This is a genomic window from Mesorhizobium sp. M0139, assembly GCF_040322455.1.
GTDB lineage: Bacteria > Pseudomonadota > Alphaproteobacteria > Rhizobiales > Rhizobiaceae > Mesorhizobium.
Genome location: NZ_JAMYTN010000017.1, coordinates 98,763 through 121,544, shown reverse-complemented (window position 1 = coordinate 121,544; position 22,782 = coordinate 98,763). Strand labels below are relative to the sequence as shown.

Genomic DNA, 22,782 nt, shown 5'->3' with positions numbered 1-22,782 from the left:
GCTTCAGGCAACCCTTTTCGAAAGCAGCAGGCGGTAGAGTTCAACGTATTTGTCGGCGCTCTTGTCCCAGGAGACATCGGCCTTCATGCCCTGGCGCTGGATCTGTTCCCAGACGGCCGGGCTCGAATGCGCATCGACCAGCCGGCGGATGGCGTGCAGCATGGCGCCGCCATTGTTGGGCGCGAACTGGAAGCCGGTGGCGACACCGGCCGAGATCGCTGCTTCATTGGCGTCGATGATGGTGTCGGCAAGGCCGCCGGTGCGGGCGACGACCGGCACGCAGCCATAGCGCAGGCCGTAAAGCTGGGTCAGCCCGCAAGGCTCGAAGCGCGACGGGATGACGATGGCGTCGCAGCCGCCCTGCATGGTGTGGGAAAGCCCCTCGTCATAGCCGACGACGACGCCGACACGGCCGCGATGGCGGGCGGTGGCAGCCAGCAGCGCGCCTTCCAGGCCGGCGTCGCCTGAGCCAAGGATCGCCAGCCGCGCGCCGGTGGCGACGACGCCGTCGACCACAGCCGCCAGTATGTCCATGCCCTTCTGCCAGGTCAGCCGGCTGACGACGCAGACGATCGGACTGTCGTCGCGCTCGAGGCTGAAGCGGTCCTCGACAACCGCCCGGTTGGGAAGGCGAGCCTTCAGCGTCGCGGCGGAGTAGGCCGACACCAGATGCTTGTCGGTCTCCGGGTTCCAGATGTCGGTGTCGATGCCGTTGACGATGCCGTAGAGGTCGGAAGAGCGCATGTTGATGAGGCCGTCGAGGCCCATGCCGAATTCCGGCGAGCGGATTTCCTGGGCATAGGTGGGGCTCACCGTGGTGATCGCCCAGGCCGCCTGCAGGCCGGCCTTGAGGAAGCCGACGCCGCCATAATATTCGACGCCGTCGAGCGCCATCGCCGCGGCCGGCAAGCCGAGCTCGCCAAAAATGCCGGCGCCGAACTGACCCTGGAAGGCAAGGTTGTGAACGGTGATCAGCGACGGTACGCCGACCGCCTTGCCGTAGCGCATGTAAGCCAGCGTCATCGCCGACTGCCAGTCATGGGCGTGCACCAGGTCGGGCTGGTAGCCGGAGATGGCGCCGCCGGCGATATCGCCGCCGACCTGGCTCAGCGCAGCAAAACGCCGCCAATTGTCGGGCCAATCGGCGCCCGCCGCATTGCCGTAGGGGCCGCCCGGACGGTCGTAGAGATGCGGCGCGTCGAGCACGAACAGGTCGAGCCCGGCGATCTTGACGGCATGGACCGAAGCCTTGCCGCCCTGCAGCAGCGGATATTGGTAGACGGCTTTCTTTTTCTTGAAGGCGTCCATCACCTGGGGAAAGCCAGGGATGAGCGTGCGCATGGTCACGCCCTTAGCGGCCAGCGCGATCGGCAATGCGCCGGTCACATCGGCAAGTCCGCCGGTCTTGACCAGCGGGAATATTTCGGGCGTGACCGACAGAACCTGCATGCGTCTATGGTATCCCGTCTTACAGCTTCAGCTTGTCGATCATGTCCTGCGTGACCAGGCAGATGCCCTTTTCCGAAACCCGGAAACGCTTGGCGTCGAGAACAGGGTCTTCGCCAACCACCAGCCCTTCCGGTATCCTTACACCGTGGTCGATGACGACGCGCTTCAACTTTGCGTTCCGGCCGACATGAACGTCGGGCAGCATGACGACCTCTTCCAGCGTCGAATAGGAGTTGATGCGCGCGCCGGTGAAGATCAGGCTGCGCTTCAGCGAAGCACCCGAGACGATGCAATCGCCTGAGACCAGCGAGGACACGGCCGAACCGCGCCGGCCATCCTCGTCATGCACGAACTTTGCCGGCGGCTTCAATTCGGCATAGGTCCAGATCGGCCAGTCACGGTCGTAGAGGTCGAGTTCGGGGGTAATGTCGGTCAGGTCGATATTGGCTTCCCAGTAGGCGTCGACCGTGCCGACATCGCGCCAATAGGCCTCGTTCTCGGCCGTCGAGCGCACGCAGGATTTGGCGAAGCGATGCGCGATCGCCTTACCGTGCTGGACGATGTAGGGGATGATGTCCTTGCCGAAGTCGCGGCTGGAGCCTGGCTCGGCCGCATCGCGGCGCAGCTGTTCCATCAGGAACTTGGTCTTGAAGACATAGATGCCCATGGAGGCCAGCGCGAATTCCGGCTTGTCGGGAATGCCGGGCGGGTCGGCGGGCTTTTCGACGAAGGCGATGATGTTGTCCTTGCCGTCGACATGCATGACACCGAAGCCGGTCGCTTCCATGCGCGGCACTTCGAGGCAACCGACGGTGACGTCGGCATTGGCATCGACGTGCTGGCGCAGCATCAACTCGTAGTCCATCTTGTAGATATGGTCGCCGGCCAGGATGACCATGTATTCGGGCCCATAGGCCTCGATGATGTCGATGTTCTGGTAGACGGCGTCGGCGGTGCCTTCATACCACTGGGTTTCCGAGACACGCTGGGAGGCCGGGAGGATGTCGAAGCTTTCGTTTCGCTCCGGGCGCAGGAAGTTCCAGCCGCGCTGCAGGTGGCGGATCAGCGAATGCGCCTTGTACTGGGTGGCGACACCGAGGCGGCGAATGCCGGAATTCAGCGCATTGGACAGCGCGAAATCGATGATGCGCGTCTTGCCGCCGAAATAGACAGCCGGCTTGGCGCGGCGGTCGGTCAATTCCTTGAGCCGGCTGCCGCGGCCGCCGGCCAGCACATAGGCCATGGCATCGCGCGCCAGCGGCTGGGTTCTCTTCAAGTCTGCCATTTTTTACCCTCCCAAATTACCAGTCTGGAGCATCGCCCGGTCCGCAACGAGTCGACGGACCTAATCCGAAACGAGTTGACGGACCTAGTCCGCAACGAGTTCAAGCATGATCGTCGACAGCGGCGGCAAAAGCATCGTTGCCGAAATGCCTCCTCCTTCCGCCCTGGCTTCGACCACACCGCCATTGCCCTTGCCCGAACCACCGTAGTCCGAAGCGTCGGTGTTGATGATTTCGCGCCATTTGCCGACCTTGGGCAATGGCACGCGATAATTGTCGCGCGGCACTGGCGTGAAGTTGGAAATGACGGCGATCGGGTTGCCGCCGGGCGCGCTGCGCAGCCAGGCGAAGACCGAATTTTCCTTGTCGTCGACGATCAGCCAGGAGAAGCCGTCCGGCTCGCAGTCGCGTGCATGCAGCGCTGGGCGCGAGCGATAGAGATAGTTGAGGTCGCGCACCGTCTGCCAGACGCCGCGATGCGGGTGGAAGTCGAGCAGGTTCCAGTCGAGCGCGCGCGCCTCGCTCCACTCGCGGCGCTGGGCGAATTCCTGGCCCATGAACAACAGCTTCTTGCCGGGATACCCCCACATGAAGGCGTAAAAGGCGCGCAAGGTCGCGAACTTCTGCCAGTCGTCGCCGGCCATCTTGCCGAGCAGCGTGCCCTTGCCGTGCACGACCTCGTCATGGGACAGCGGCAGCACGAAATTCTCGGAGAAAGCGTAGGTCAATCCGAACGTCAGGTCGTTGTGGTGGTGCTTGCGGAAGATCGGCTCCTTGGCGAAATACTCCAGCGTGTCGTGCATGAAGCCCATGTTCCATTTGAAGCCGAAGCCCAGCCCGCCTTCATGCACCGGCGCCGAGACCTTCGGCCATGAGGTCGATTCCTCGGCGATGGTCATCACGCCGGGATGGTGGCCGTAGACCTCCTTGTTCATCTTCTGCAGGAAGGACACCGCTTCGAGGTTTTCGCGGCCGCCCTTCTCGTTGGGGATCCATTCGCCGGCCTTGCGCGAATAATCGAGGTAGAGCATCGAGGCCACCGCATCGACGCGCAAACCGTCGACATGGTATTTCTCGGCCCAGAACAGCGCGTTGTTGACGAGGAACGACACCACCTCGCGGCGGCCGAAATTATAGATCGCGGTGTTCCAGTCGGGATGAAAACCCTTGCGCGGATCGGCATGCTCGTAGAGTGCGGTGCCGTCGAAATTGGCGAGGCCATGCGCGTCGACCGGGAAATGCGCCGGCACCCAGTCGAGGATGACGCCGACGCCGGCGCGGTGCGCACCGTCGACGAAACGGGCGAAGCCGTCGGGGTCGCCGAAGCGCGCCGAGGGGGCATAAAGTCCGGTTGTCTGATAACCCCATGACGGGTCATAGGGATGTTCGGAGATCGGCAGGAACTCGATGTGGGTGAAGCCAGTCTCGACAGCATAGGGGATGAGCTGGTTGGCGAGTTCGTCCCATGACAGGAAGCTGCCATCATCGTGCTGCTGCCACGAACCGGCATGGACCTCGTAGATCGATATGGCTTCCCGCCGCGGATCGGCCTTTCGCCAGTAAGCGCGATGCGCTTCGTCCCCCCATTCATGCGCCGGGGGCACCGCCGTCACCGATGCTGTGGCCGGGCGTAATTCAGACTTGAAGGCGAACGGATCGGCCTTGAGCGGCAGGCGCACGCCGTCGGGGGCAATGATCTCGTATTTATAGGGGTGGCCGGCGCCGATATCGGGAATGAACAGTTCCCAGATGCCGGTGTCGCGGCGGTCGCGCATCGTATGGCGGCGGCCGTCCCATTCGTTGAAGTCGCCGACCACGGAGACGCGCCTTGCATTGGGCGCCCAGACGGCGAAATGGACGCCCGACGCGCCTTCATGGTCGAGGAGATGGGCGCCGAGCTTGTCGAACAGCCTGAGGTGCGACCCTTGCGCGATATAGTAGTCGTCCATCGGGCCGAGCACCGGGCCGAAGGAATAGGGATCGGTCAGCCACCAGTCGCCGCCGGCATTTTTGGCGTGATAGCGCAGCGGCTGACGCTTCTTGATCGACAGTCTGCCTTCGAAGAAACCGGCGTCGTCGCGCCGCGTGAGTTCGCCGGCGTTCTTGCCGGCCAGCGTGTATGCGGTGACGAACTCGGCATTGGGGACGAAGCAGCGGGCAACCAGGCTCTTGCCGGCATCATGCACGCCCAGGATTGCAAAAGGATCGCCATGCGTGCCTGCAACAATTGCGGCGACATCGCCGGCTGACGCCAGCCCGTCCGACCCGCTCGTCGTCGCGGTCGCGCGCGGTTTCTTCATCAGGCGGTGTCCCTCCCTGGGAACCAGTTCTTGTGTACAAGACCCGTTGCTCGTGGCCTCATGCAATCATATCAGGCGGGCACGTTCCAGATTTCTTTCGCATATTGGCGGATCGTGCGATCGGAAGAGAACCAGCCGACGCGGGCAACGTTGCGGATCGCACGCGCGTACCAGTCGGGGCTGTTGCGCCAGACGGCGTCGACATCGCGCTGGGCGGCGGCATAGGCGTCGAAATCCGCCGCCACCATGAACCAGTCGCTGTTGTAGAGACCGTCGACCAGCTCGCGGTAGCGATCCGGCTGGTCGGGCGAGAACACGCCCGACGATACTGCGGCAACAGCCTGCGCCAATTCAGGGGAGCCCTCGATCACGGCGCGCGGGTTGTAGCCATTGCTGCGCCGCTCGGCGACTTCCGCCGTGCTCAGGCCGAAGATGAAGATGTTGTCGTCGCCGACGCATTCCTTGATCTCGACATTGGCGCCGTCGAGCGTGCCGATGGTCAAGGCGCCGTTCAGCGCGAACTTCATGTTGCCGGTGCCCGACGCCTCCATGCCGGCAGTCGAAATCTGCTCGGACAGGTCGGCGGCCGGCATCATCACCTCGGCCAGGCTGACATTGTAGTTCGGCACGAACACCACTTTCAGCAGCCCGCGCACCGACGGGTCGCTGTTGATGACCTTGGCGACGTCGTTGGCCAGTTTGATGATCAGCTTGGCATTGTGGTAGCTGGGCGCCGCTTTGCCGCCGAAAAATTTGACGCGTGGCATCCAGTCCAGCTCGGGATGCGAGCGGATCTGGTCGTAGAGCGCGATAGCTTCCAAGATGTTGAGCAGCTGGCGCTTGTATTCGTGGATGCGCTTGACCTGAATGTCGAACAGCGCCGACGGGTCGAGCTTGATGCCGAGCCGGTCGGCGACCAGATTGGCGAGCTTGACCTTGTTGGAGCGCTTGACGGCGGCGAACTTGTCGCGGAAGGCGGCGTCGCCGGCAAAGGCTTCGAGCCCCTTTATGGCGTCGATGTCGTCGAGGAAACGGTCCCCGATCGCCGCGCGGGCGAGCGCGGTGAGGCCTGGATTGCACTGGATCAGCCAGCGCCGTGGCGTGATGCCGTTGGTCTTGTTGTTGATGCGATCGGGATAGAGCTTGTGGAGATCGGCAAACACCGTCTCCTTCATCAGTTCGGTGTGCAACGCCGACACGCCATTGATCGAGTGCGAGCCGACAAAGGCCAGGTTACCCATGCGCACGCGGCGGTCGCCATTTTCCTGGATCAGCGAGATGCGGCTGATCTGCTCATTGGAAAACTGGTTGGTGGCGCGGGCCTCAAGCAAAACCTGCGCATTGATGGCGTAGACGATCTGCATGTGGCGCGGCAAAAGCCGTTCGAACAGCGGCACCGGCCAGCTTTCCAGCGCTTCTGGCAGCAGCGTGTGGTTGGTGTAGCCGAAGGTGCGCTTGGTGATGTCCCAGGCCTGGTCGAAATCCATGCCATGGACGTCCATCAGCAGGCGCATCAGCTCTGGCACGGCGATCGCCGGATGGGTGTCATTGAGATGGATCGCCGCCTTGTCGGGCAGCGAGGCCAGATCGCCATACTGGCTGAGATGGCGCTGGACGATGTCCTGCAGCGACGCGGTGGAGAAGAAATATTCCTGCCGCAGTCGCAGTTCCTGGCCGGCCTTGTGGGAATCGGCGGGGTAAAGCACGCGCGACAAGGCATCGGCCTTGTTGCTTTCGGCCAGCGCGCCGATGTGGTCGCCGGCGTTGAACTTGTCGAGCAGGATCGGATCGACCGGCATGCCGGACCAAAGCCGCAGCGTGTTGACGCGGTTGGCGCGCCAGCCAACCACCGGGGTGTCGTAGGCGACGGCCTGGACATGCTCGGTCGGCTTCCAGACGTGACGTTCCAGCCGGCCATCCTTGGAGGTGATCGATTCCACCGAGCCGCCGAAGCCGACCTCGAAGGCACGCTCCCGCCGCTCGAACTCCCAAGGGTTGCCGTGGTCGAGCCAGGTTTCGGGCAGTTCGACCTGCCAGCCATCATGGATCTCCTGGCGGAACATGCCGTTGGCGTAGCGAATGCCGTAGCCATGCGCGGGAATGTCGACGGTCGCCATGCTTTCCATGAAGCAGGCGGCGAGCCGGCCGAGACCGCCATTGCCGAGCGCTGCATCCGGTTCGAGCCCGGCGATGAGGTCGAGGTCGACGCCCAGCGACTTGAGCGCTTCTCGCATATTGTCCATCAGGCCGAGATTGGAGAAGGCATCGCGCATAAGCCGGCCGATGAGGAATTCGAGCGACAGGTAATAGACGCGCTTTTCCTGCTGGGCGTAGGCCTCCTGCGTCGCCTGCATCCAGTGATCGACGATGCGGTCGCGCACGACCTTGATCGAGGCTGTCAGCCAATCATATTGCGTGGCAACGGAGGTGCCTTTGCCGACCCGGTATTTGAGAGCCAGCAAGACTTCGTCGGCCAGCGTCTTGGGATCGGGTATTTCGAGATCGGGGGCTTTGGCTGTCATTGTTCGCGTCATACTGCCTCTCGTGATCGTGCTGCGATCATACCGGCTTTCGCTCTCAGTCCCAGCCTATCCTAGTGCATCGCAACATACGTTCAATCGATTTAGACCAGCATGCCGCCAGTTCCCCTGCGGCAATTTATCCGTCGAGCGGATCAGGCAGCGAGTGCAGCCTCCGGCGGAACCTTCGCTCCCGTCATGAAGGCGACGGCGTCGGACATGGTATATTGCTTGGGATCGATGACGCAGAGGCGGCGACCCAGCCGATGGATATGGATGCGGTCGGCAACCTCGAAGACATGCGGCATGTTGTGCGAGATCAGCACGATCGGCAGGCCTCGTTTCTTGACGTCGAGGATCAGTTCCAGCACGCGGCGGCTCTCCTTGACGCCGAGTGCCGCGGTCGGCTCATCCATGATCACCACACGGCTGCCGAAAGCGGCGGCGCGCGCCACCGCCACGCCCTGACGCTGGCCACCCGACAGCGTCTCCACCGCCTGGCTGATGTTCTGGATGGTCATCAGGCCAAGCTCGGTCAGCTTGTCGCGGGCGCGCTTTTCCATTGCCGGCCGGTCCAGCATGCGAAGCCAGTCGCCGAGGAAGCCGGGTTTGCGGATCTCGCGGCCGAGGAACATGTTGTCGGCGATCGACAGGGCCGGCGATAAAGCCAGGTTTTGGTAGACCGTCTCGATGCCCGCCTCGCGCGCCTCCATGGGCGATTTAAAAGCGACAGCCTTGCCTTCAAGACGGATCTCGCCTTCGTCGGGCACGGCGGCGCCGGAAATCGCCTTGATCAGCGATGATTTGCCGGCGCCATTGTCTCCGATGACGGCCAGGATTTCGCCGGGGTAGAGGTCGAAGTCGGCATTGTCGAGGGCGGTGACACGGCCATAGCGCTTGATCAGGCCGCGCGCGGTGAGGATGGGTTCCACGGTCATGCCGAAACCTTTCTGATCCATTGGTCGATCGCCACGGCGCCGATGATCAGCACACCGGTGAGCAGCACCTTCCATTGCGGATCGGCGCCCAGCATGTTGAGGCCCATCGAGACGACACCGACGATCATCGCGCCGAAAAGCGTGCCCAGAATTGAGCCGCGCCCGCCGAACAGTGAAATGCCGCCGATCACCGTCGCAGTTATCGCCTGCAGGTTGTAGTCGGTGACGGCGGCTGACGGTGAGATCGAGCCGTTGCGGCCGATGGAAACCCAGGCAGCGAAAGCTGCGATCAACCCGGCAAGGGTGTAGACCGTCATCAACACCTTCTTGGTCTGGATGCCAGACAGCTTCGCCGCCTCCTGATCATCACCAACGGCGTAGACATGGCGGCCCCAGGCGGTGTGATTGAGCACGTACCAGAGGATCAAAACGAGCACGACCGTGGCGATGACGCCCAGTGTCAGCACCGCCGTGCCGATCTTGAAACTCAGGGCAAAGAGATGCAGCAGCGGCGCCTGGGCGTCGACGTCGGTATCGCGGATCGTCTCGTTGGCCGAATAGATGAAGTTGGTCGCCATGACGATGTTCCAGGTGCCGAGCGTGACGATGAACGGCGGCAGCTTCATGTAGGCGACCAGCAAACCGTTAAGCAGGCCGCAGGCTGCGCCGGCGGCAAGCCCGATGGGCACTGCGAGCACGGCCGGCATGCCGTAGCTGACCGCGCAATTGCCCATGATCACGGCCGAAATCACCATGATCACGCCGATCGACAGGTCGATGCCGGCGGTCAGGATGACCAGTGTCTGCGCGGCACCGAGGATGCCGACGATGGCGATCTGCTGCAGGATCAGCGTCAGCGTATAGGATGAGAAGAAACGCCCGCCAATGGCGATGCCGAAAATTACGATCGACAGGACCAGCACAATCAGCGGCACCGCCGCCGGCGTGGAGTGCAGGAAATGCTGGATGCGCTTGACGGCCGATTTGTGCTCGTCAAAGGCGGCAACGCTTGTGTCGCTGCTCGAGAGAACCTTCTCGAATTCCTGTGCTTGAGCCATGTTTCCTCCCCTGGGCTTCAGCTCCATGCCGATACCCGCTCGCGCCTGTCCGGTCTGCTGCCGGGATTATTCGCGTGACGCATCGTCCACCCGAAGCGGCCGGGGATCAAGCCCCCGGCCGTCAGCTTGCCGCTGGCTGTCAGGCAGCCATCAGCCCCAGCACTTGGCGAGGCCTTCCTTGGTGTCGATCGACTTCACGCCATTGGCCGGCTTGTCGGTGACGAGGTTGACGCCGGTGTCGAAGAAGTTCTTGCCTTCGGTCGGCTTCGGCTTGGCGCCGTCCTTGGCGAAGGCGGCGATCGCCTCGATGCCGAGTGCCGCCATCTGCAGCGGGTATTGCTGCGAGGTGGCGCCAATGACGCCTTCGGTCACCGACTTCACGCCGGGGCAGCCGCCATCGACCGAGACGATCAGCACCTGGCTTTCGAGACCGACCGCCTTGAGCGCCTGGTAGGCGCCGACAGCGGCGGGCTCGTTGATGGTGTGGATGACGGTGATGGAGTTGTCCTTCTGCAGAAGGTTTTCCATCGCCTTGCGGCCGCCTTCTTCATTGCCGTTGGTGACGTCGTGGCCGACGATGCGGGCATCGTCCTCATCGCCGATCTTGTTGGGATCCTTCACGTCGATGCCGAAGCCCATCATGAAGCCCTGGTCGCGCAGCACATCCACGGTCGGCTGTGAGGGGGTCAGGTCGAGGAAACCGATCTTGGCGTCCTTGGCCTTGTCGCCGAGGGTCGCGGCTGCCCAGGCGCCGATCAGCTTGCCGGCTTCCAGATTGTCCGTCGCGAAGGTCGCGTCGGCGGCATCGATCGGGTCCAGCGGGGTATCGAGCGCGATCACCAGCAGGCCGGCGTCACGCGCCTTCTTCACCGTCGGCACGATGCCCTTGGTGTCGGACGCGGTGATCAGGATGCCCTTGGCGCCGTCGGCGATGCAGCTTTCGATCGCCGCCACCTGGCTCTCGCTGTCGCCGTCGATCTTGCCGGCATAGGTCTTGAGGTCGACGCCAAGTTCCTTGGCCTTGGCGGTCGCGCCCTCCTTCATCTTGACGAAGAAGGGGTTGGTGTCGGTCTTGGTGATCAGGCAGGCGCCGACGCCGGCGGCCGATGCTGTCGAAGCAAACGCCATCAGGCCGAGGCCCGCCGCGGCGAACACGGTGGACTTCAATAAAGCTTTGGTCACGATCTTCCTCCCATGGAACCATGCGGATGCCGCCAACCGGCATCTTGAGCGCATCCACTGAAGTTCTCCCAGTGTGGACGCGCCCTCAAATGACACCAGCGGGAGCCGCCTGTCAATAATTAAATCACTCTTATTTATTATTGACAGCTTTGCGCGGTTCACTCATTCTGCCGCAAAAGCAGTAAGAATAAACCAAGGGAAGGAACAAGGGTGGAGACCGGCATTGCGAGGCACGGTTCGCCCGAGGCGGCCGCCAGCCGTCTCCACCGTGGCACCAACCAGAGCGGCATGCGCGACCACAATGAGCGGCTGGTGCTGTCGTTGGTTCGCCAGCACGGCAGCTTGGCCAAATCAGACATTGCGCGCATGACCGGGCTTTCAGCGCAGACCGTCTCGGTCATCATGCGCGAACTGGAGGAAGACAGCCTGCTGCTGCGCCAGGCGCCGTTGCGCGGCAAGATCGGCCAGCCCTCCATCCCGATGGCGCTGAACCCCGAAGGCGCCTTCTTCATCGGCCTCAAGATCGGCCGCCGCAGCGCCGAACTGGTGCTGATCGATTTCCTCGGAACTGTGCGTTCCATGCTGCAGCACTCCTACCGCTATCCGGCGCCGCGCGAGACGGTTGAGTTCGTCACCGAAGGCATGAAGACGATGCGCGCCGAACTGACACCTGCGCAGGACAAGCGCATTGCCGGGCTCGGCATCGCCATGCCGTTCGAACTGTGGAACTGGGCCGACACCGCCGGCGCGCCGCGCGACATCATGGACGAATGGCGCCATCGCGACATCCGTGCCGACATCCAGGCGCAGTGCGAATTCCCGGTCTATCTGCAGAATGACGCCACCTCCGCCTGCGGCGCCGAACTGGTGTTCGGCCAGACCGGCGGGGCGCGCGACTTCGTCTATTTCTATATCGGCGCCTTTGCCGGCGGCGGCATCGTGCTCAACGGCCGGCTGTTCGGCGGGCCAACCGGAAATGCCGGGGCGCTGGGTTCGATGCCGGTGCCGGGACCAGACGGCAAGCCGACGCAGCTCATCGACGTCGCCTCGATCGCCATGCTGGAAAAGGCGCTTAACGCACGCGGCGTCGAGGCTTCGCATCTGTGGACGTCGCCTGAGGATTGGGGCGAGATCGGTCACGAGCTCGACGACTGGATCGCCAATGCCGCTCAGGCGCTGGCCTATGCCATCGTATCGGCGTCATCGGTGATCGATTTCGAGGCCGCGGTGATCGACGGCTGGATGCCGCTCGCTGTCCGGCGCCGGCTCGTCGATGCGATCAGGCAGGCGATCGGTACGATCGATGGCGAAGGGCTGAAGCTTCCGGTGGTGCGCGAAGGCACCGTCGGCATCCATGCCCGCGCGCTGGGCGGCGCCAGCCTGCCGCTGTCCGAACGCTTCCTCATCGGTTCGACCACCATTTCCCGGAGCACCTGAATGCTGATCGGTATTCCGTCGCTGCTCGGTCCGGAGCTTCTGGCGACATTGCGCGCCATGGGCCATGGCGACGAGATCGCGCTTGTCGACGGCAACTATCCGGCGGAAGAACAGGCAAACCGGCTGATCCGCGCCGACGGTCTTCACCTCATACCGGTGCTTGACGCCATTTTGAGCGTGCTGCCGGTGGACGACTTCGTGCCGGAAGCGCTGTTTCGTGCCTCGGTAAAAGGCGATCCCTCGGTCGCCGATCCCGTCCACCTCGAGATCGAGGCGATCTGCACCAGGCGCGCGCCGGGCCGCAAGGTGGTTGCGCTGGCGGGCGCCGACTTCTATGCACGCGTCCGGTCGGTATATGCGATCGTCGCCACCAGCGAACCCCGGCTCTATGCCAACATCATCATCCGCAAGGGCGTGATCTATCCGCCGGAGAACAAGAAATCATGATCCTCTGCTGCGGCGAAGCCCTGATCGACATGCTGCCGCGCACCACGACACAGGGAGAGCCGGCCTTTGCGCCCTATGTCGGCGGCGCGGTGTTCAACACGGCGATCGCGCTTGGCCGCCTCGGCGCGCCCGCCGGCTTCTTTTCCGGCCTGTCGTCGGATCTGTTCGGCGGCCAGTTCCGCGAGGCGCTCGGCGCAAGCAAGGTCAGCTCCACCTATGCGCACACCTCCCCTCGCCCGACCACGCTCGCCTTCGTGCGGCTCACCAACGGCCAGGCGACCTACACTTTCTACGACGAAAACACCGCCGGGCGCATGCTGACGACAGAGGATCTGCCGAAACTGGGCGCCGAGATCGAAGCCATGCTGTTTGGCGCCATCAGCCTGATTTCGGACCCGGCGGGTGCTGCCTACGAAGAATTCATGAAACGCGAGCACGAACGCCGCGTCATGATGCTCGACCCCAACATCCGGCCGAACTTCATCCCCGACAAAGCCAAGCACCTCCGGCGCATCCGCTCGATGATGGCGATGGCCGACATCGTGAAGCTATCGGATGAGGATCTGCACTGGTTCGGCGAGGCCGGCTCGCATGAGGACGTCATCCGCAACTGGCTGGATCGCGGCCCGAAGCTGATCGTCGTTACCCACGGCAGCGAAGGTGCCGTCGGCTACAGCAGGGAACACAAGGTCACGGTGATGCCGCATAAGGTGGAGGTGGTAGACACGGTCGGCGCCGGCGACACTTTCAATGCCGGCATTCTGGCCTCGCTGCACGAGCAAGGCCTGCTCACCAAGGCCGGGATCGGCGGCCTTTCGGAGGACGCCATCCGTCAGGCGCTGGCGCTCGGCGCCAAAGCGGCGGCGGTGACCGTGTCGCGGGCCGGCGCCAACCCGCCCTGGCGGCACGAAATCGCCTGATCCACGCTTAGTCCGCCGCCAGCCGCTGCAAGCAGCCGATCACTTTATGTTTCCGCGAGCCGGAAAGACGCACTGAATTAGCCGGATTAATAGGCGGCGAAGCCCGGATTTCCGGCATCTTGCGGCAATGCAGGGAAAGCCTGAAGTAACAGGCTGCGACACCTAGACAACCCGTCCCGCGGCCGGTCCGGCTTTCTAGACCGGCCCAACTCTGGTACCAGCGGCCCGGTTAAGTTGTTGTTTCTGTGCGTGTCATTGTCCCCGGGGCAGCCCGCACCACACCGTTTTGAGGCCGACATGCAGTTCATCGATCTTGGCGCGCAGCGCGAACGTATCCGCGACCGGCTGAAGGCCGCGATCGACAATGTCGTCGAGGAAGGCCGCTATATCCTCGGACCGCAAGTCACCGAATTCGAAAACAAGCTCGCAGCCTATATCGGCACCAAGCATGTCGTGGCCTGCGCCAACGGCACCGACGCGCTGCTGTTGCCGCTGTTTGCCGCCGGTATCGGCCCCGGCGACGCGGTGTTCGTGCCGAGCTTCACCTTTGCCGCGACGGCGGAAGTGGTGGCGCTTGCCAAGGCCGAACCAGTGTTCGTCGATGTCGAGGCCGAGACCTACAACATCGACATCGCCAGCCTCGAGGCGGCGATCGCCATGATCAAGAAGGAAGGCCGGCTGAAGCCGAAGGCGATCATTCCCGTCGACTTGTTTGGGCTTGCCGCCAACTACGAGGCGATCATGGCGATTGCCAGGCGCGAAGGGCTGCTGGTGATCGAGGATGCGGCGCAGTCGATCGGCGGTTCGGCCGACGGCACAATGTGCGGCGCCTTCGGCCATGTCGGCTCGACCAGCTTTTATCCGGCCAAGCCGCTGGGCTGCTACGGCGATGGCGGCGCGATGTTCACCAATGACGACGCGCTGGCCGACCAGCTGCGCTCGTTTGCGTTCCACGGTAAGGGCGGGACGCAGTATGACAATGTCCGCGTCGGCATCAATTCACGCCTCGACACCATCCAGGCGGCGATCCTGATCGAGAAACTCGCCATCCTCGAAGACGAGATGGTCGCCCGCCAGGTCGTGGCCAAGCGCTACGCCGAAGGTCTCGGCGACATCGTCAAGGCGTCACGCAATCTGGGCGGTGGCCGCTCGGCCTGGGCGCAATACGCCATCGAGACGCCGAAGCGCGACGGGTTGAGGGCGCATCTCGGCGAAAAGGGCATCCCTTCGGTGATCTATTATGTGAAGCCGCTGCACGAGCAGGTCGCCTATCGCGACTATCCGCGCACGCCGACCGGGCTTGCGGTTTCGGAGGAACTGCCGAAGCGCATCCTGTGCCTGCCGATGCATCCCTATCTCAGCGAAGCCGACCAGGACCGCATCATCGAGACGATCCGCAACTACATTGGCTCGAACTCGGCGCATGTAGCGGCGGCGTAAGTTACGCCGCGTCCGCCGCCTTCCCGCTCGCAATAAAATGCGGGTTGGCGAAATCCTCGTCGTCGCTCTGTTTGCGCTTGCCATAGGTGAGCGGCTCGCCGTCCAGCGTGCGCGTCATGCCGCCGGCGGCGCGCAGTACGGCGTCGCCGGCCGCCGTGTCCCATTCCATGGTGCGGCCGAAGCGCGGATAGATGTCGGCTTCGGCTGCGGCGAGCAGGCAGAATTTCAGCGATGAGCCGACCGAGACGATCTCGGCGGCGCCGAGATCCTTGATGAAGGCTTCGGTCTCCGGGGTGTTGTGCGAGCGGCTGGCAACGACCGCCAGCGGCGTGACCGCCCTCCTAACCGAAATCCGCCGGCGGCCGACGATACGGAAGTCGCCATCGACCTCGATTGCTTCGGCCCAGCCCGGCCGTCCAGAGAAGAACCGCCCGCTGCACGGTGCGAAGACGACGCCGATCTCCGGCACGCCGTGCCGGACAAGCGCGATGTTGACGGTGAAATCGGTCCGGCGGTTGACGAATTCCTTCGTTCCATCGAGCGGATCGATCAGGAAGAAGGCGCCATCCAGATCGGGCGGCACAATGCCTTCGGCGACCTCTTCCTCGGCCACGCAGGGAATATCGGGATAGGCCGCACGCAGGCCGGCGAGGATGATCGTCTCGCTCTCGCGGTCGGCTTCCGTGACCGGCGAGGAGTCCGACTTGCTGTCGACCGCGCAGCCGGCCTTGAAGACCCGCATCACCTCGCGTCCGGCTTCGAGCGCCAGGCGCTCGAACACGTCGAGCATCACTTCGTCGTCAGATGCCGCCGCCGCTGTCATATTGGTCTTCGGCAATGTCGCGCTCATTCAGCCAGTGTTCCAGAGCCTCTACCATCTCCTCGGCCGTCTTGCCGAGTGTCTTGAGATGGATTTCGGGATTTTCGGGAGCTTCATACGGGGAATCGACGCCGGTGAAGTTCTTGATCTCGCCATTCAGCGCCCGTGCGTAAAGGCCTTTCGGGTCGCGTCGGGCGCATTCCTCGAACGGCGTATCGACGAACACTTCGACGAACTCGCCGTCGGCCATCAACTCCCTGGCCATGCGCCGCTCGGCGCTGAAGGGGGAAATGAAGGAGACGATGACGATCAGCCCGGCATCGGCCATCAGCTTTGCCACTTCGGCGACACGGCGGATGTTTTCGACCCGATCGGCGTCGGTGAAGCCGAGATCGCGGTTGAGGCCGTGGCGGACATTGTCGCCGTCGAGAATGTAGGTGTGGCGCCCGGAAGCGAACAGCTTCTTCTCGAGCAGGTTGGCGATGGTCGACTTGCCCGAACCGGAAAGGCCGGTGAACCAGAACACGGCGGGACGCTGGCTCTTCAAGTCGGAACGGCCACGCTTGCCGACATCGAGCGACTGCCAGTGGATGTTTTCGGCGCGGCGCAAGGTATGCAGGATCATGCCGGCGCCGACCGTGGCATTGGTGATGCGGTCGATCAGGATGAAGGCGCCGGTATCGCGGTTGTCGGCGAAGGTGTCGAAGGCGATCGGCGCCCGGGTCGAGATGTTGCAGATGCCGACTTCGTTCATCTCGAGCGACTTCGCCGCCTCGCGAGCGAAGTCGTTGACGTTGACGCGGTATTTCAGGTCGGTGACGGTGGCGCTGGTCTGGTCGGTCTCGGTGCGCAGTATATAGGAGCGTCCCGGCAGCAGCGCTGCCTCGTCGAACCAGACGATGTTGGCGGCGAACTGGTCGGCGACCTGCGGCCGTGCCGCCGGCGACACCAGCATGTTGCCTCTGGAGACCTCGACCTCGTCATCGAGCACAAGGGTGATGGCCTGGCCGGCCACCGCCTGGGCAAGATCGCCGCCTTGCGCGACGATGCGCTTGACCCGCGAGGCCTTGCCGGATTTGGCGACCACCACCTCGTCGCCCTGCGCGACGGAGCCGGACGCGATGGTGCCGGCAAAGCCGCGGAAGTCGAGATTGGGCCGGTTGACATACTGCACCGGAAACCGGAACGGCAGTTCGACCGCGGCCTCGTCGACCGATATGGTTTCGAGATGCTCGATCAGCGACGGGCCGGAATACCACGCCGTCTTGCCGGAGCGGCTGGTGACATTGTCGCCATAGCGGGCCGACATCGGGATCGGCACGATCGTCTGGAAGCCGAGCTCGTGCGAGAACTGCCGGTAATCCTCGACGATACGGTCGAACACCGCCTGGTCGAAATCGACGAGGTCGATCTTGTTGACGGCAAGCACGATATGGCGGATGCCGAGCAGCGAAGCGATGATCGAGTGGCGCCGGGTCTGGCGCAGCACACCCTGGCGCGCATCGATCAGCACGATGGCGAGATCGGCAGTCGATGCGCCGGTCGCCATGTTGCGGGTGTACTGTTCATGGCCGGGGGTGTCGGCGACGATGAACTTGCGCTTGGGCGTGGCGAAGAAGCGGTAGGCGACGTCGATGGTGATGCCTTGCTCGCGCTCGGCCTCGAGGCCGTCGACCAGAAGCGCGAAGTCGATGTCGTCGCCAGTGGTGCCGTGCTTGCGGGAATCGCGCTCGAGTGCGGCGAGCTGGTCCTCGAAGATCTGCTTTGTGTCGGACAGAAGACGGCCGATCAGCGTCGACTTGCCGTCGTCGACCGAGCCGCAGGTGAGGAAGCGCAGCAGCGACTTCTTCTCCTGCGCCGCCATGTATTCGCGCACGCCGTCGGTGGGAGCGAGGCTCTTGGCCAGGATATGGCGCATGCTCAGAAATATCCCTCGCGCTTCTTCTTTTCCATCGAGCCGGCTTCATCGCGGTCGATGAGGCGGCCCTGGCGCTCGGAGGTGCGCGCCGTCAGCATCTCGCCGACGATGGCTTCGAGCGTGTCGGCGTCGGATTCGATGGCGCCGGTCAGCGGATAACAGCCAAGCGTGCGGAAACGCACCAGGCGGTTCTCCACCGTCTCACCGGGGCGCAATTGCATGCGATCGTCATCCTTCATGATCAGCATGCCGTCGCGTTCGACCACCGGCCGCTCCTTGGCGAAATAGAGCGGCACGATCGGGATGTTTTCCTGCAGAATGTACTGCCAGATATCGAGCTCGGTCCAATTCGACAGCGGAAACACGCGGATCGATTCGCCCGGCGCAATGCGGGTGTTGAAGATCTTCCACATCTCCGGCCGCTGGTTCTTCGGGTCCCAGACATGCTGGGCGTTGCGGAAGGAAAAGATGCGCTCCTTGGCGCGCGACTTCTCCTCGTCGCGCCGCGCCCCGCCGAAGGCAGCGTCAAAGCCGTATTTGTCGAGCGCCTGGCGCAACGCCACCGTCTTCATCACATGGGTGTGGGTGTTCGAGCCATGGTCAAAGGGGTTGATACCGTCGCGCACGCCGTCTTCATTGACGTGGACCAGCAGGTCGAAGCCGAGCTTCTGCGCCATCTGGTCGCGAAAGGCGATCATCTCGCGGAACTTCCAGGTGGTGTCGACATGCAGGAAGGGGAAAGGCGGCTTGGCCGGATAGAAGGCCTTCATCGCCAGATGCATCAGCACGGAGGAATCCTTGCCGACGGAATAGAGCATCACCGGCTTGGAGAAGGAGGCTGCAACCTCACGGAAGATGTGGATGGATTCGGCCTCGAGCCGCTGCAGATGCGTAAGCGCGATGTTCATGGACTGTGAGCGTTCTCTCGTGCAATCCAGACCTTGCATCAGATGGATCGGGCGTCCTTGTCAGGCGCCCGGTTCAAGCTTCACTGCTGGACACTATCGGTTCGTGCCGGCGTTCTAGCAGATCGCCACCTGATATAACAACGCTGGAAAGGCCGGCGGCCACACCGATCGGGAACGAATTTTCCATGAAAGGCTCCGAGAACGGAAATTCCTGCCCGGCGAACCGATAGCCTTCACAGCCCCAGAAAAATCTTGCCTGAACCGAAAGACTTGCCGGCCCGACCTCGTCGCACTTTCGAAAACCGCACCCAGCCGCTATACCGGCTCCTGAACCTGCGCCGGGCGGCATGCCGCAAATGCCGCCGCCAAACATCGTCCGTCGCCAAGCGACCCAGCGCATTGTGAACCAGAGCATTGACCCCGATTTCCGCCATCAAGCAGCACGTTTCGCCGTCACGGATCAACATCACCTTCTCCATTCTGTGCTTCTTTTTCCCGCCGGTGCTGGGATCGGCGGTCAGCTTTTTGTTCAATGGTGGCGGCCTGTGGTCGGTGCTTCTGCTTGCGCTGAAAAGACGGCGTTTCAACATCGACCGGCCGATGACGGCGATGACGGTGGCCATCTATGCCTATTGTGCAGCCAGCGTGCTCGCCTCCATCGTCAACAATTCGATCGCCAGGGATGCGCCGCATCTGGCAGGGCTGATCACCTTCCTGTTTTTCCCAGTCTCATACGCGACCTGGAGCATTAGCGAGAAACCAACGCTGACGCGCATTGTCGTGCTGGCGAGCGCTGCCGCCTGCCTTGGCGCCCTGCTGCTGGCGGTCGTGCAATATCACGGGCTGGGCATACGGGCCGAAGGCGGCGCCGGCAATCCGATCGTGTTCGCGACCGTCGCCTGCCTCAGCATGATGATGTGCCTGGCAGGCGCCTTATCGGGTGTCGAAAAGAACAGGGCGTTGCTGGCCTGCGCGACACTGGCCGGCGCGGTCGCCATCGTCTATTCGGGATCGCGGATCATCTGGCTGGCGATGCTGGTGGCCGGCATCGCGGTCCTGCTGATCAACCGTCGCAAGCTCAACAACAGAAACGCCATTCGGCTTTTGCTGATTGCGGGCGCGATCGGCATCGTCATCGCTGTCATTGGTCTCCCGATCATTTCCGAGCGCGCGGCCTTCCTGTTCAGCGACTGGGATGCGCTCGCCACGAAGGGCGACCACACGACCGCGCTCGGCTTGCGCGCAGCACTTTGGCAGATTGGGCTGAGCGCCTTCCACGACATGCCGATTTTCGGTCACGGCATTGCTGCAAGCCGTGAGCTGATAAAGGATGGGTTCCACAGTCAGTTCAACATGCCGTCCACGGGCTTCAGCCATTTTCACAATGGCTTCCTGACCGCATTGGTGGAGGCCGGGCTGCTTGGAGCCATAACGCTCGCGGCTGTGTTCTTCGTTGCCGCGAGAAACGCGGCCATCGTGCTGCGCACCAGCACGGACGCGATCGAGCGGTTCGGCGCCACGATGATTGTCGTCACTGCGATCACCTACCTCATCGGCGGCCTGACCGGCATCCTGGTCGGCCACGACATCCTCGATGCCACACTGATGGTGTTCCTGGTGTCCGGGACATATCTTGCATCGGGCCGGCAACAAATGCTGCCGGAACAACAGGCCCCGGCGCCCCAGGCAAGCCGGCCGTGAAAGTGCTGGTCACAGGCGCGACGGGTTTCATCGGCAGGCAGGTGGTCAACCAGCTTCGCGAAGCCGGGTTCGGGGTGCGCATGGCATCGCGCCACCCGGAACGGCTCGGTCCCGTGAGCGATGCGGTTTTGTTGCCGGACTTTGACGCGCCGGCCCAGGCATTCCAGGCGCTGATGCGAGATGTCACCCATGTCGTCCACTGTGCGGCGCTCAACAATGACCGCAAGGCGAGCGAAGCCGACTTCATGGCCGCCAACGCGACACTGACCGCCCAGCTGGCGCGCGCGGCCGCCTCGCGGACAAGCGGGCGCTTCATCTATCTGTCGTCGATCCGGGCAGTAGCCGGTCCCGGTTTCAGCGGAACGATCAGCGAGGCGACGCTCCCTGCCCCACAATGCGCCTACGGGCGCTCGAAACGCGAAGGCGAGATCAAGACACTGGAAGCCTATGCGTCCAGGCCCTCCGATGCCACGGCGCTGCGCCTGCCGCCGGTCTATGGCGAAGGCATGAAGGGAAACCTGCGTGGAATGATGCGGGCTGCCGCCATTGCCTTACCATTGCCCTTAGGCGCTTTCACCGCAGTTCGTTCGCTGATATCGCGCGACGCGGTGGCTGGCGCCGTGGCGCATCTTTTGACTCGTCCCACGCCACCGCGCCCGACCTATGTCCTGGGCGATGCTTCCCCCGTTGCGATGTCCGAAATCTTGACTGCATTCAGGCACGGATACGACGTTCCGACCCGGCTCGTTCCTGTGCCGGCCTGGCCATTCAGGCTGTTCGCCACACTGCTTGGCAGAAAAGCAGCGTACGACGCTTCCATGGCGACACAGATTTGCGACCCGTCACTGCTGATCTCGGAAGGCTGGATGCCCGAAACCGACACGCTCGGCCGGATTGAGGAACTTGCACGACAGGCCCGTCAGGTCCGGTAGATTGTGCCAAGCAGGATTTTGACGTCGAGTCCGATCGAGGCTCCCCTGAGATATTCGGCATCCGTTTCGGCGCAGAGTTTCGGATCCGACATGTCGATGCCTTTCATCTGTGCCAGCCCGGTAATGCCCGGAAGTGCGGCAAGCACACCCAATTGCCTGCGGCGTTCGATCAATTCGGTTTGCGTGGGCAGGCATGGACGCGGCCCAACCAGGCTCATCTCGCCCTTGAGCACGTTCCAGAGCTGCGGCAGCTCGTCGATCTTGAATTTCCGCAGCACCTCGCCGACGGCAGTGACGGAAATTGCCGGCGCCTGATGCGAGGGCAGAGACGGCGTTCCCACAACCATCGTGCGCAGCTTGTGGCAGGCAAACGGCACCCCGTGCTGGCCGACACGGGTTTGAGAGAAGAGTGCCGGTCCAGGCGACGTCGTCCTGATTGCTAGCATGGCAAGCAGGACGAAAGGCGAGGCCAGTGGCAGCAGCAGCGCCGCCACCGCCAGGTCGAAAGCTCGCTTGGGTTCCCTCATGGCCGTCTCTGCATGCTCTAGATCCGCCGCCAGATGAACGCCAGATAGAGCCCAAGCGTCCCAGCCAGCGTCTGCCGGTAGACGCCGCTTTTCCTGAGAAGGCGCAGGCGTCGCAGGATACCGCCCTTTCGCGCCCTGATGAACAGGCCGAGACACGCGGCGGCATCCCTCGAGAGGATGTCGCGATTGACCGCCAGGCCACTCAGATTGTGATCGGTCCAGACGGCGAACTCGCCCCTGAACAGGCGCCCCAGCCGCGACAGCCTCGCCTTCCAGGACACGTTGGCGCCGACCAGATTTGCCTCATGCTGGCGGTAGCGCACCAGCGGTCGCGGGTCATAACGGACAATGCCGCCGGCAGCCGTGACGATCAGGTAGGTCCACCAGTCATGGCTGACGAACTCGGTCCTTGCCGATGCCTTTGCCAGCAACTTTCGCGCGGCGCGGTTGATCATCATCGTGTTGCCGCCGGCAATGCTTTGCACCAGCGCATTGCGAAATGCGGGTGGATGCTGGAACAGCGGCGAATACCCTTGCGCCGCTCCGGTTTCGGACATGGTCGCGGTCCTGGAGCAAAACAGCAGCGGCGTTGCGGCATCGTGCCCTTGCATCCAGGCAATAGCGCTCTCCAACCTATCCGGCTCCCAGATGTCATCCTGGTCGCAGAAGGCGTAGTAGTCGGCCTCGATGCGCGGATCGATGATCATCGCGCGGAAATTGGCGGCAAAGCCCTGGCGAGGACCATTCGACAGGGTCAACCGGCCCTTGGACCAGCGGCTCTGCCAGGCGCCGATAATGGCCGAAGTGCCGTCTGTCGAACCGTCGTCGGAAACCCAGAGGTCGACAACAGGATGCGATTGCGCAGCCAGCGACGCGAGCTGCTCGTCAAGGAAAGCCGCGCCATCTTTCGTGCCCAGCAGCACGGCCACGCGCTGATCTTGTCTGCTCACTGGTTCAGAATCATCTGCAAGCGCCTGGGAACGGCCATCGGATTGGTTTCAAT

At 63.2% G+C, this 22,782-nt stretch carries 19 protein-coding genes; 6 read left to right on the top strand and 13 right to left on the bottom strand.

Features of this window, described 5'->3' with window-relative positions:
* Nucleotides 1-3: 3 nt before the first annotated feature.
* The 7 genes from glgA to NKJ58_RS25945 form a co-directional block, all read right to left on the bottom strand.
* Nucleotides 4-1,449 carry a glycogen synthase GlgA gene (glgA, locus tag NKJ58_RS25975; protein ID WP_023705469.1) on the bottom strand — a complete coding sequence of 482 codons (1,446 nt, stop codon included), beginning with the start codon at nucleotides 1,447-1,449 and terminating at the stop codon, nucleotides 4-6.
* A gap of 19 nt (nucleotides 1,450-1,468) precedes the next feature.
* Nucleotides 1,469-2,734: a glucose-1-phosphate adenylyltransferase gene (gene glgC / locus NKJ58_RS25970; RefSeq protein WP_023670729.1), complete on the bottom strand. Its 1,266-nt coding sequence runs from the start codon at nucleotides 2,732-2,734 to the stop codon at nucleotides 1,469-1,471.
* Nucleotides 2,735-2,818: 84 nt separating this feature from the next.
* Entirely contained in the window at nucleotides 2,819-5,032 is a 2,214-nt protein-coding gene (gene glgB / locus NKJ58_RS25965; protein ID WP_023833071.1) for a 1,4-alpha-glucan branching protein GlgB, read from the bottom strand.
* A 71-nt stretch (nucleotides 5,033-5,103) separates the two neighbouring features.
* Nucleotides 5,104-7,566, bottom strand: a complete 2,463-nt coding sequence (locus tag NKJ58_RS25960; RefSeq protein WP_023824222.1) for a glycogen/starch/alpha-glucan phosphorylase — start codon at nucleotides 7,564-7,566, stop codon at nucleotides 5,104-5,106.
* A 140-nt stretch (nucleotides 7,567-7,706) separates the two neighbouring features.
* Nucleotides 7,707-8,489, bottom strand: coding sequence for an ATP-binding cassette domain-containing protein (locus NKJ58_RS25955; RefSeq protein ID WP_023670726.1), 783 nt, complete (start codon nucleotides 8,487-8,489; stop codon nucleotides 7,707-7,709).
* Nucleotides 8,486-9,547 (bottom strand): ABC transporter permease, encoded by a 1,062-nt coding sequence (locus NKJ58_RS25950; RefSeq protein ID WP_023670725.1) that lies wholly within the window; start codon nucleotides 9,545-9,547, stop codon nucleotides 8,486-8,488. The genes NKJ58_RS25955 and NKJ58_RS25950 overlap by 4 nt, the downstream gene beginning before the upstream one ends.
* 150 nt (nucleotides 9,548-9,697) lie before the next feature.
* Nucleotides 9,698-10,675 (bottom strand): sugar ABC transporter substrate-binding protein, encoded by a 978-nt coding sequence (locus NKJ58_RS25945; RefSeq protein ID WP_081725578.1) that lies wholly within the window; start codon nucleotides 10,673-10,675, stop codon nucleotides 9,698-9,700.
* 264 nt (nucleotides 10,676-10,939) lie between these two features.
* On the opposite strand from NKJ58_RS25945, the gene NKJ58_RS25940 reads away from it, so the two are divergent.
* The 4 genes from NKJ58_RS25940 to NKJ58_RS25925 all read left to right on the top strand — a co-directional run bounded on the left by NKJ58_RS25940 (nucleotide 10,940) and on the right by NKJ58_RS25925 (nucleotide 14,973).
* Complete coding sequence (locus NKJ58_RS25940) at nucleotides 10,940-12,166, top strand: ROK family transcriptional regulator (protein ID WP_023709842.1); 1,227 nt, start codon at nucleotides 10,940-10,942, stop codon at nucleotides 12,164-12,166.
* Nucleotides 12,167-12,613 carry an RbsD/FucU family protein gene (locus tag NKJ58_RS25935; protein WP_023687195.1) on the top strand — a complete coding sequence of 149 codons (447 nt, stop codon included), beginning with the start codon at nucleotides 12,167-12,169 and terminating at the stop codon, nucleotides 12,611-12,613.
* Nucleotides 12,610-13,533: a carbohydrate kinase family protein gene (locus tag NKJ58_RS25930; protein WP_023684582.1), complete on the top strand. Its 924-nt coding sequence runs from the start codon at nucleotides 12,610-12,612 to the stop codon at nucleotides 13,531-13,533. The genes NKJ58_RS25935 and NKJ58_RS25930 overlap by 4 nt, the downstream gene beginning before the upstream one ends.
* 297 nt (nucleotides 13,534-13,830) lie before the next feature.
* Nucleotides 13,831-14,973, top strand: a complete 1,143-nt coding sequence (locus tag NKJ58_RS25925; protein WP_023684583.1) for a DegT/DnrJ/EryC1/StrS family aminotransferase — start codon at nucleotides 13,831-13,833, stop codon at nucleotides 14,971-14,973.
* A gap of 1 nt (nucleotide 14,974) precedes the next feature.
* Here NKJ58_RS25925 and cysQ read toward each other — a convergent pair whose 3' ends face one another.
* The 4 genes from cysQ to NKJ58_RS25905 all read right to left on the bottom strand — a co-directional run bounded on the left by cysQ (nucleotide 14,975) and on the right by NKJ58_RS25905 (nucleotide 19,034).
* A complete protein-coding gene (gene cysQ, locus NKJ58_RS25920; RefSeq protein ID WP_031196090.1) occupies nucleotides 14,975-15,763 on the bottom strand; it encodes a 3'(2'),5'-bisphosphate nucleotidase CysQ in 789 nt (262 codons plus the stop codon).
* 10 nt (nucleotides 15,764-15,773) lie between these two features.
* Nucleotides 15,774-17,711, bottom strand: coding sequence for a sulfate adenylyltransferase subunit CysN (gene cysN, locus NKJ58_RS25915; protein WP_023742691.1), 1,938 nt, complete (start codon nucleotides 17,709-17,711; stop codon nucleotides 15,774-15,776).
* Between the two features lie 2 nt (nucleotides 17,712-17,713).
* Nucleotides 17,714-18,619: a sulfate adenylyltransferase subunit CysD gene (gene cysD, locus NKJ58_RS25910; RefSeq protein ID WP_352498447.1), complete on the bottom strand. Its 906-nt coding sequence runs from the start codon at nucleotides 18,617-18,619 to the stop codon at nucleotides 17,714-17,716.
* A gap of 73 nt (nucleotides 18,620-18,692) precedes the next feature.
* Nucleotides 18,693-19,034 (bottom strand): hypothetical protein, encoded by a 342-nt coding sequence (locus NKJ58_RS25905; RefSeq protein ID WP_352520121.1) that lies wholly within the window; start codon nucleotides 19,032-19,034, stop codon nucleotides 18,693-18,695.
* Between NKJ58_RS25905 and NKJ58_RS25900 the strand changes: the two genes are divergently transcribed.
* Together NKJ58_RS25900 and NKJ58_RS25895 are read left to right on the top strand one after the other, a co-directional pair.
* Nucleotides 19,034-20,320 carry an O-antigen ligase family protein gene (locus tag NKJ58_RS25900; protein WP_352520122.1) on the top strand — a complete coding sequence of 429 codons (1,287 nt, stop codon included), beginning with the start codon at nucleotides 19,034-19,036 and terminating at the stop codon, nucleotides 20,318-20,320. The two genes, NKJ58_RS25905 and NKJ58_RS25900, sit on opposite strands and share 1 nt — an antisense overlap.
* Complete coding sequence (locus NKJ58_RS25895) at nucleotides 20,317-21,252, top strand: NAD-dependent epimerase/dehydratase family protein (RefSeq protein WP_352520123.1); 936 nt, start codon at nucleotides 20,317-20,319, stop codon at nucleotides 21,250-21,252. Before NKJ58_RS25900 ends, NKJ58_RS25895 begins: the two co-directional genes overlap by 4 nt.
* Here NKJ58_RS25895 and NKJ58_RS25890 read toward each other — a convergent pair.
* Both NKJ58_RS25890 and NKJ58_RS25885 read right to left on the bottom strand, forming a co-directional pair.
* The gene (locus tag NKJ58_RS25890; RefSeq protein WP_352520124.1) at nucleotides 21,240-21,779 is read right to left on the bottom strand and encodes a sugar transferase; all 540 of its coding nucleotides are present in this window, start codon (nucleotides 21,777-21,779) and stop codon (nucleotides 21,240-21,242) included. The genes NKJ58_RS25895 and NKJ58_RS25890 overlap by 13 nt on opposite strands.
* Before the next feature lie 17 nt (nucleotides 21,780-21,796).
* The gene (locus NKJ58_RS25885) at nucleotides 21,797-22,729 is read right to left on the bottom strand and encodes a glycosyltransferase family 2 protein (RefSeq protein ID WP_023705481.1); all 933 of its coding nucleotides are present in this window, start codon (nucleotides 22,727-22,729) and stop codon (nucleotides 21,797-21,799) included.
* Nucleotides 22,730-22,782: the final 53 nt, after the last annotated feature.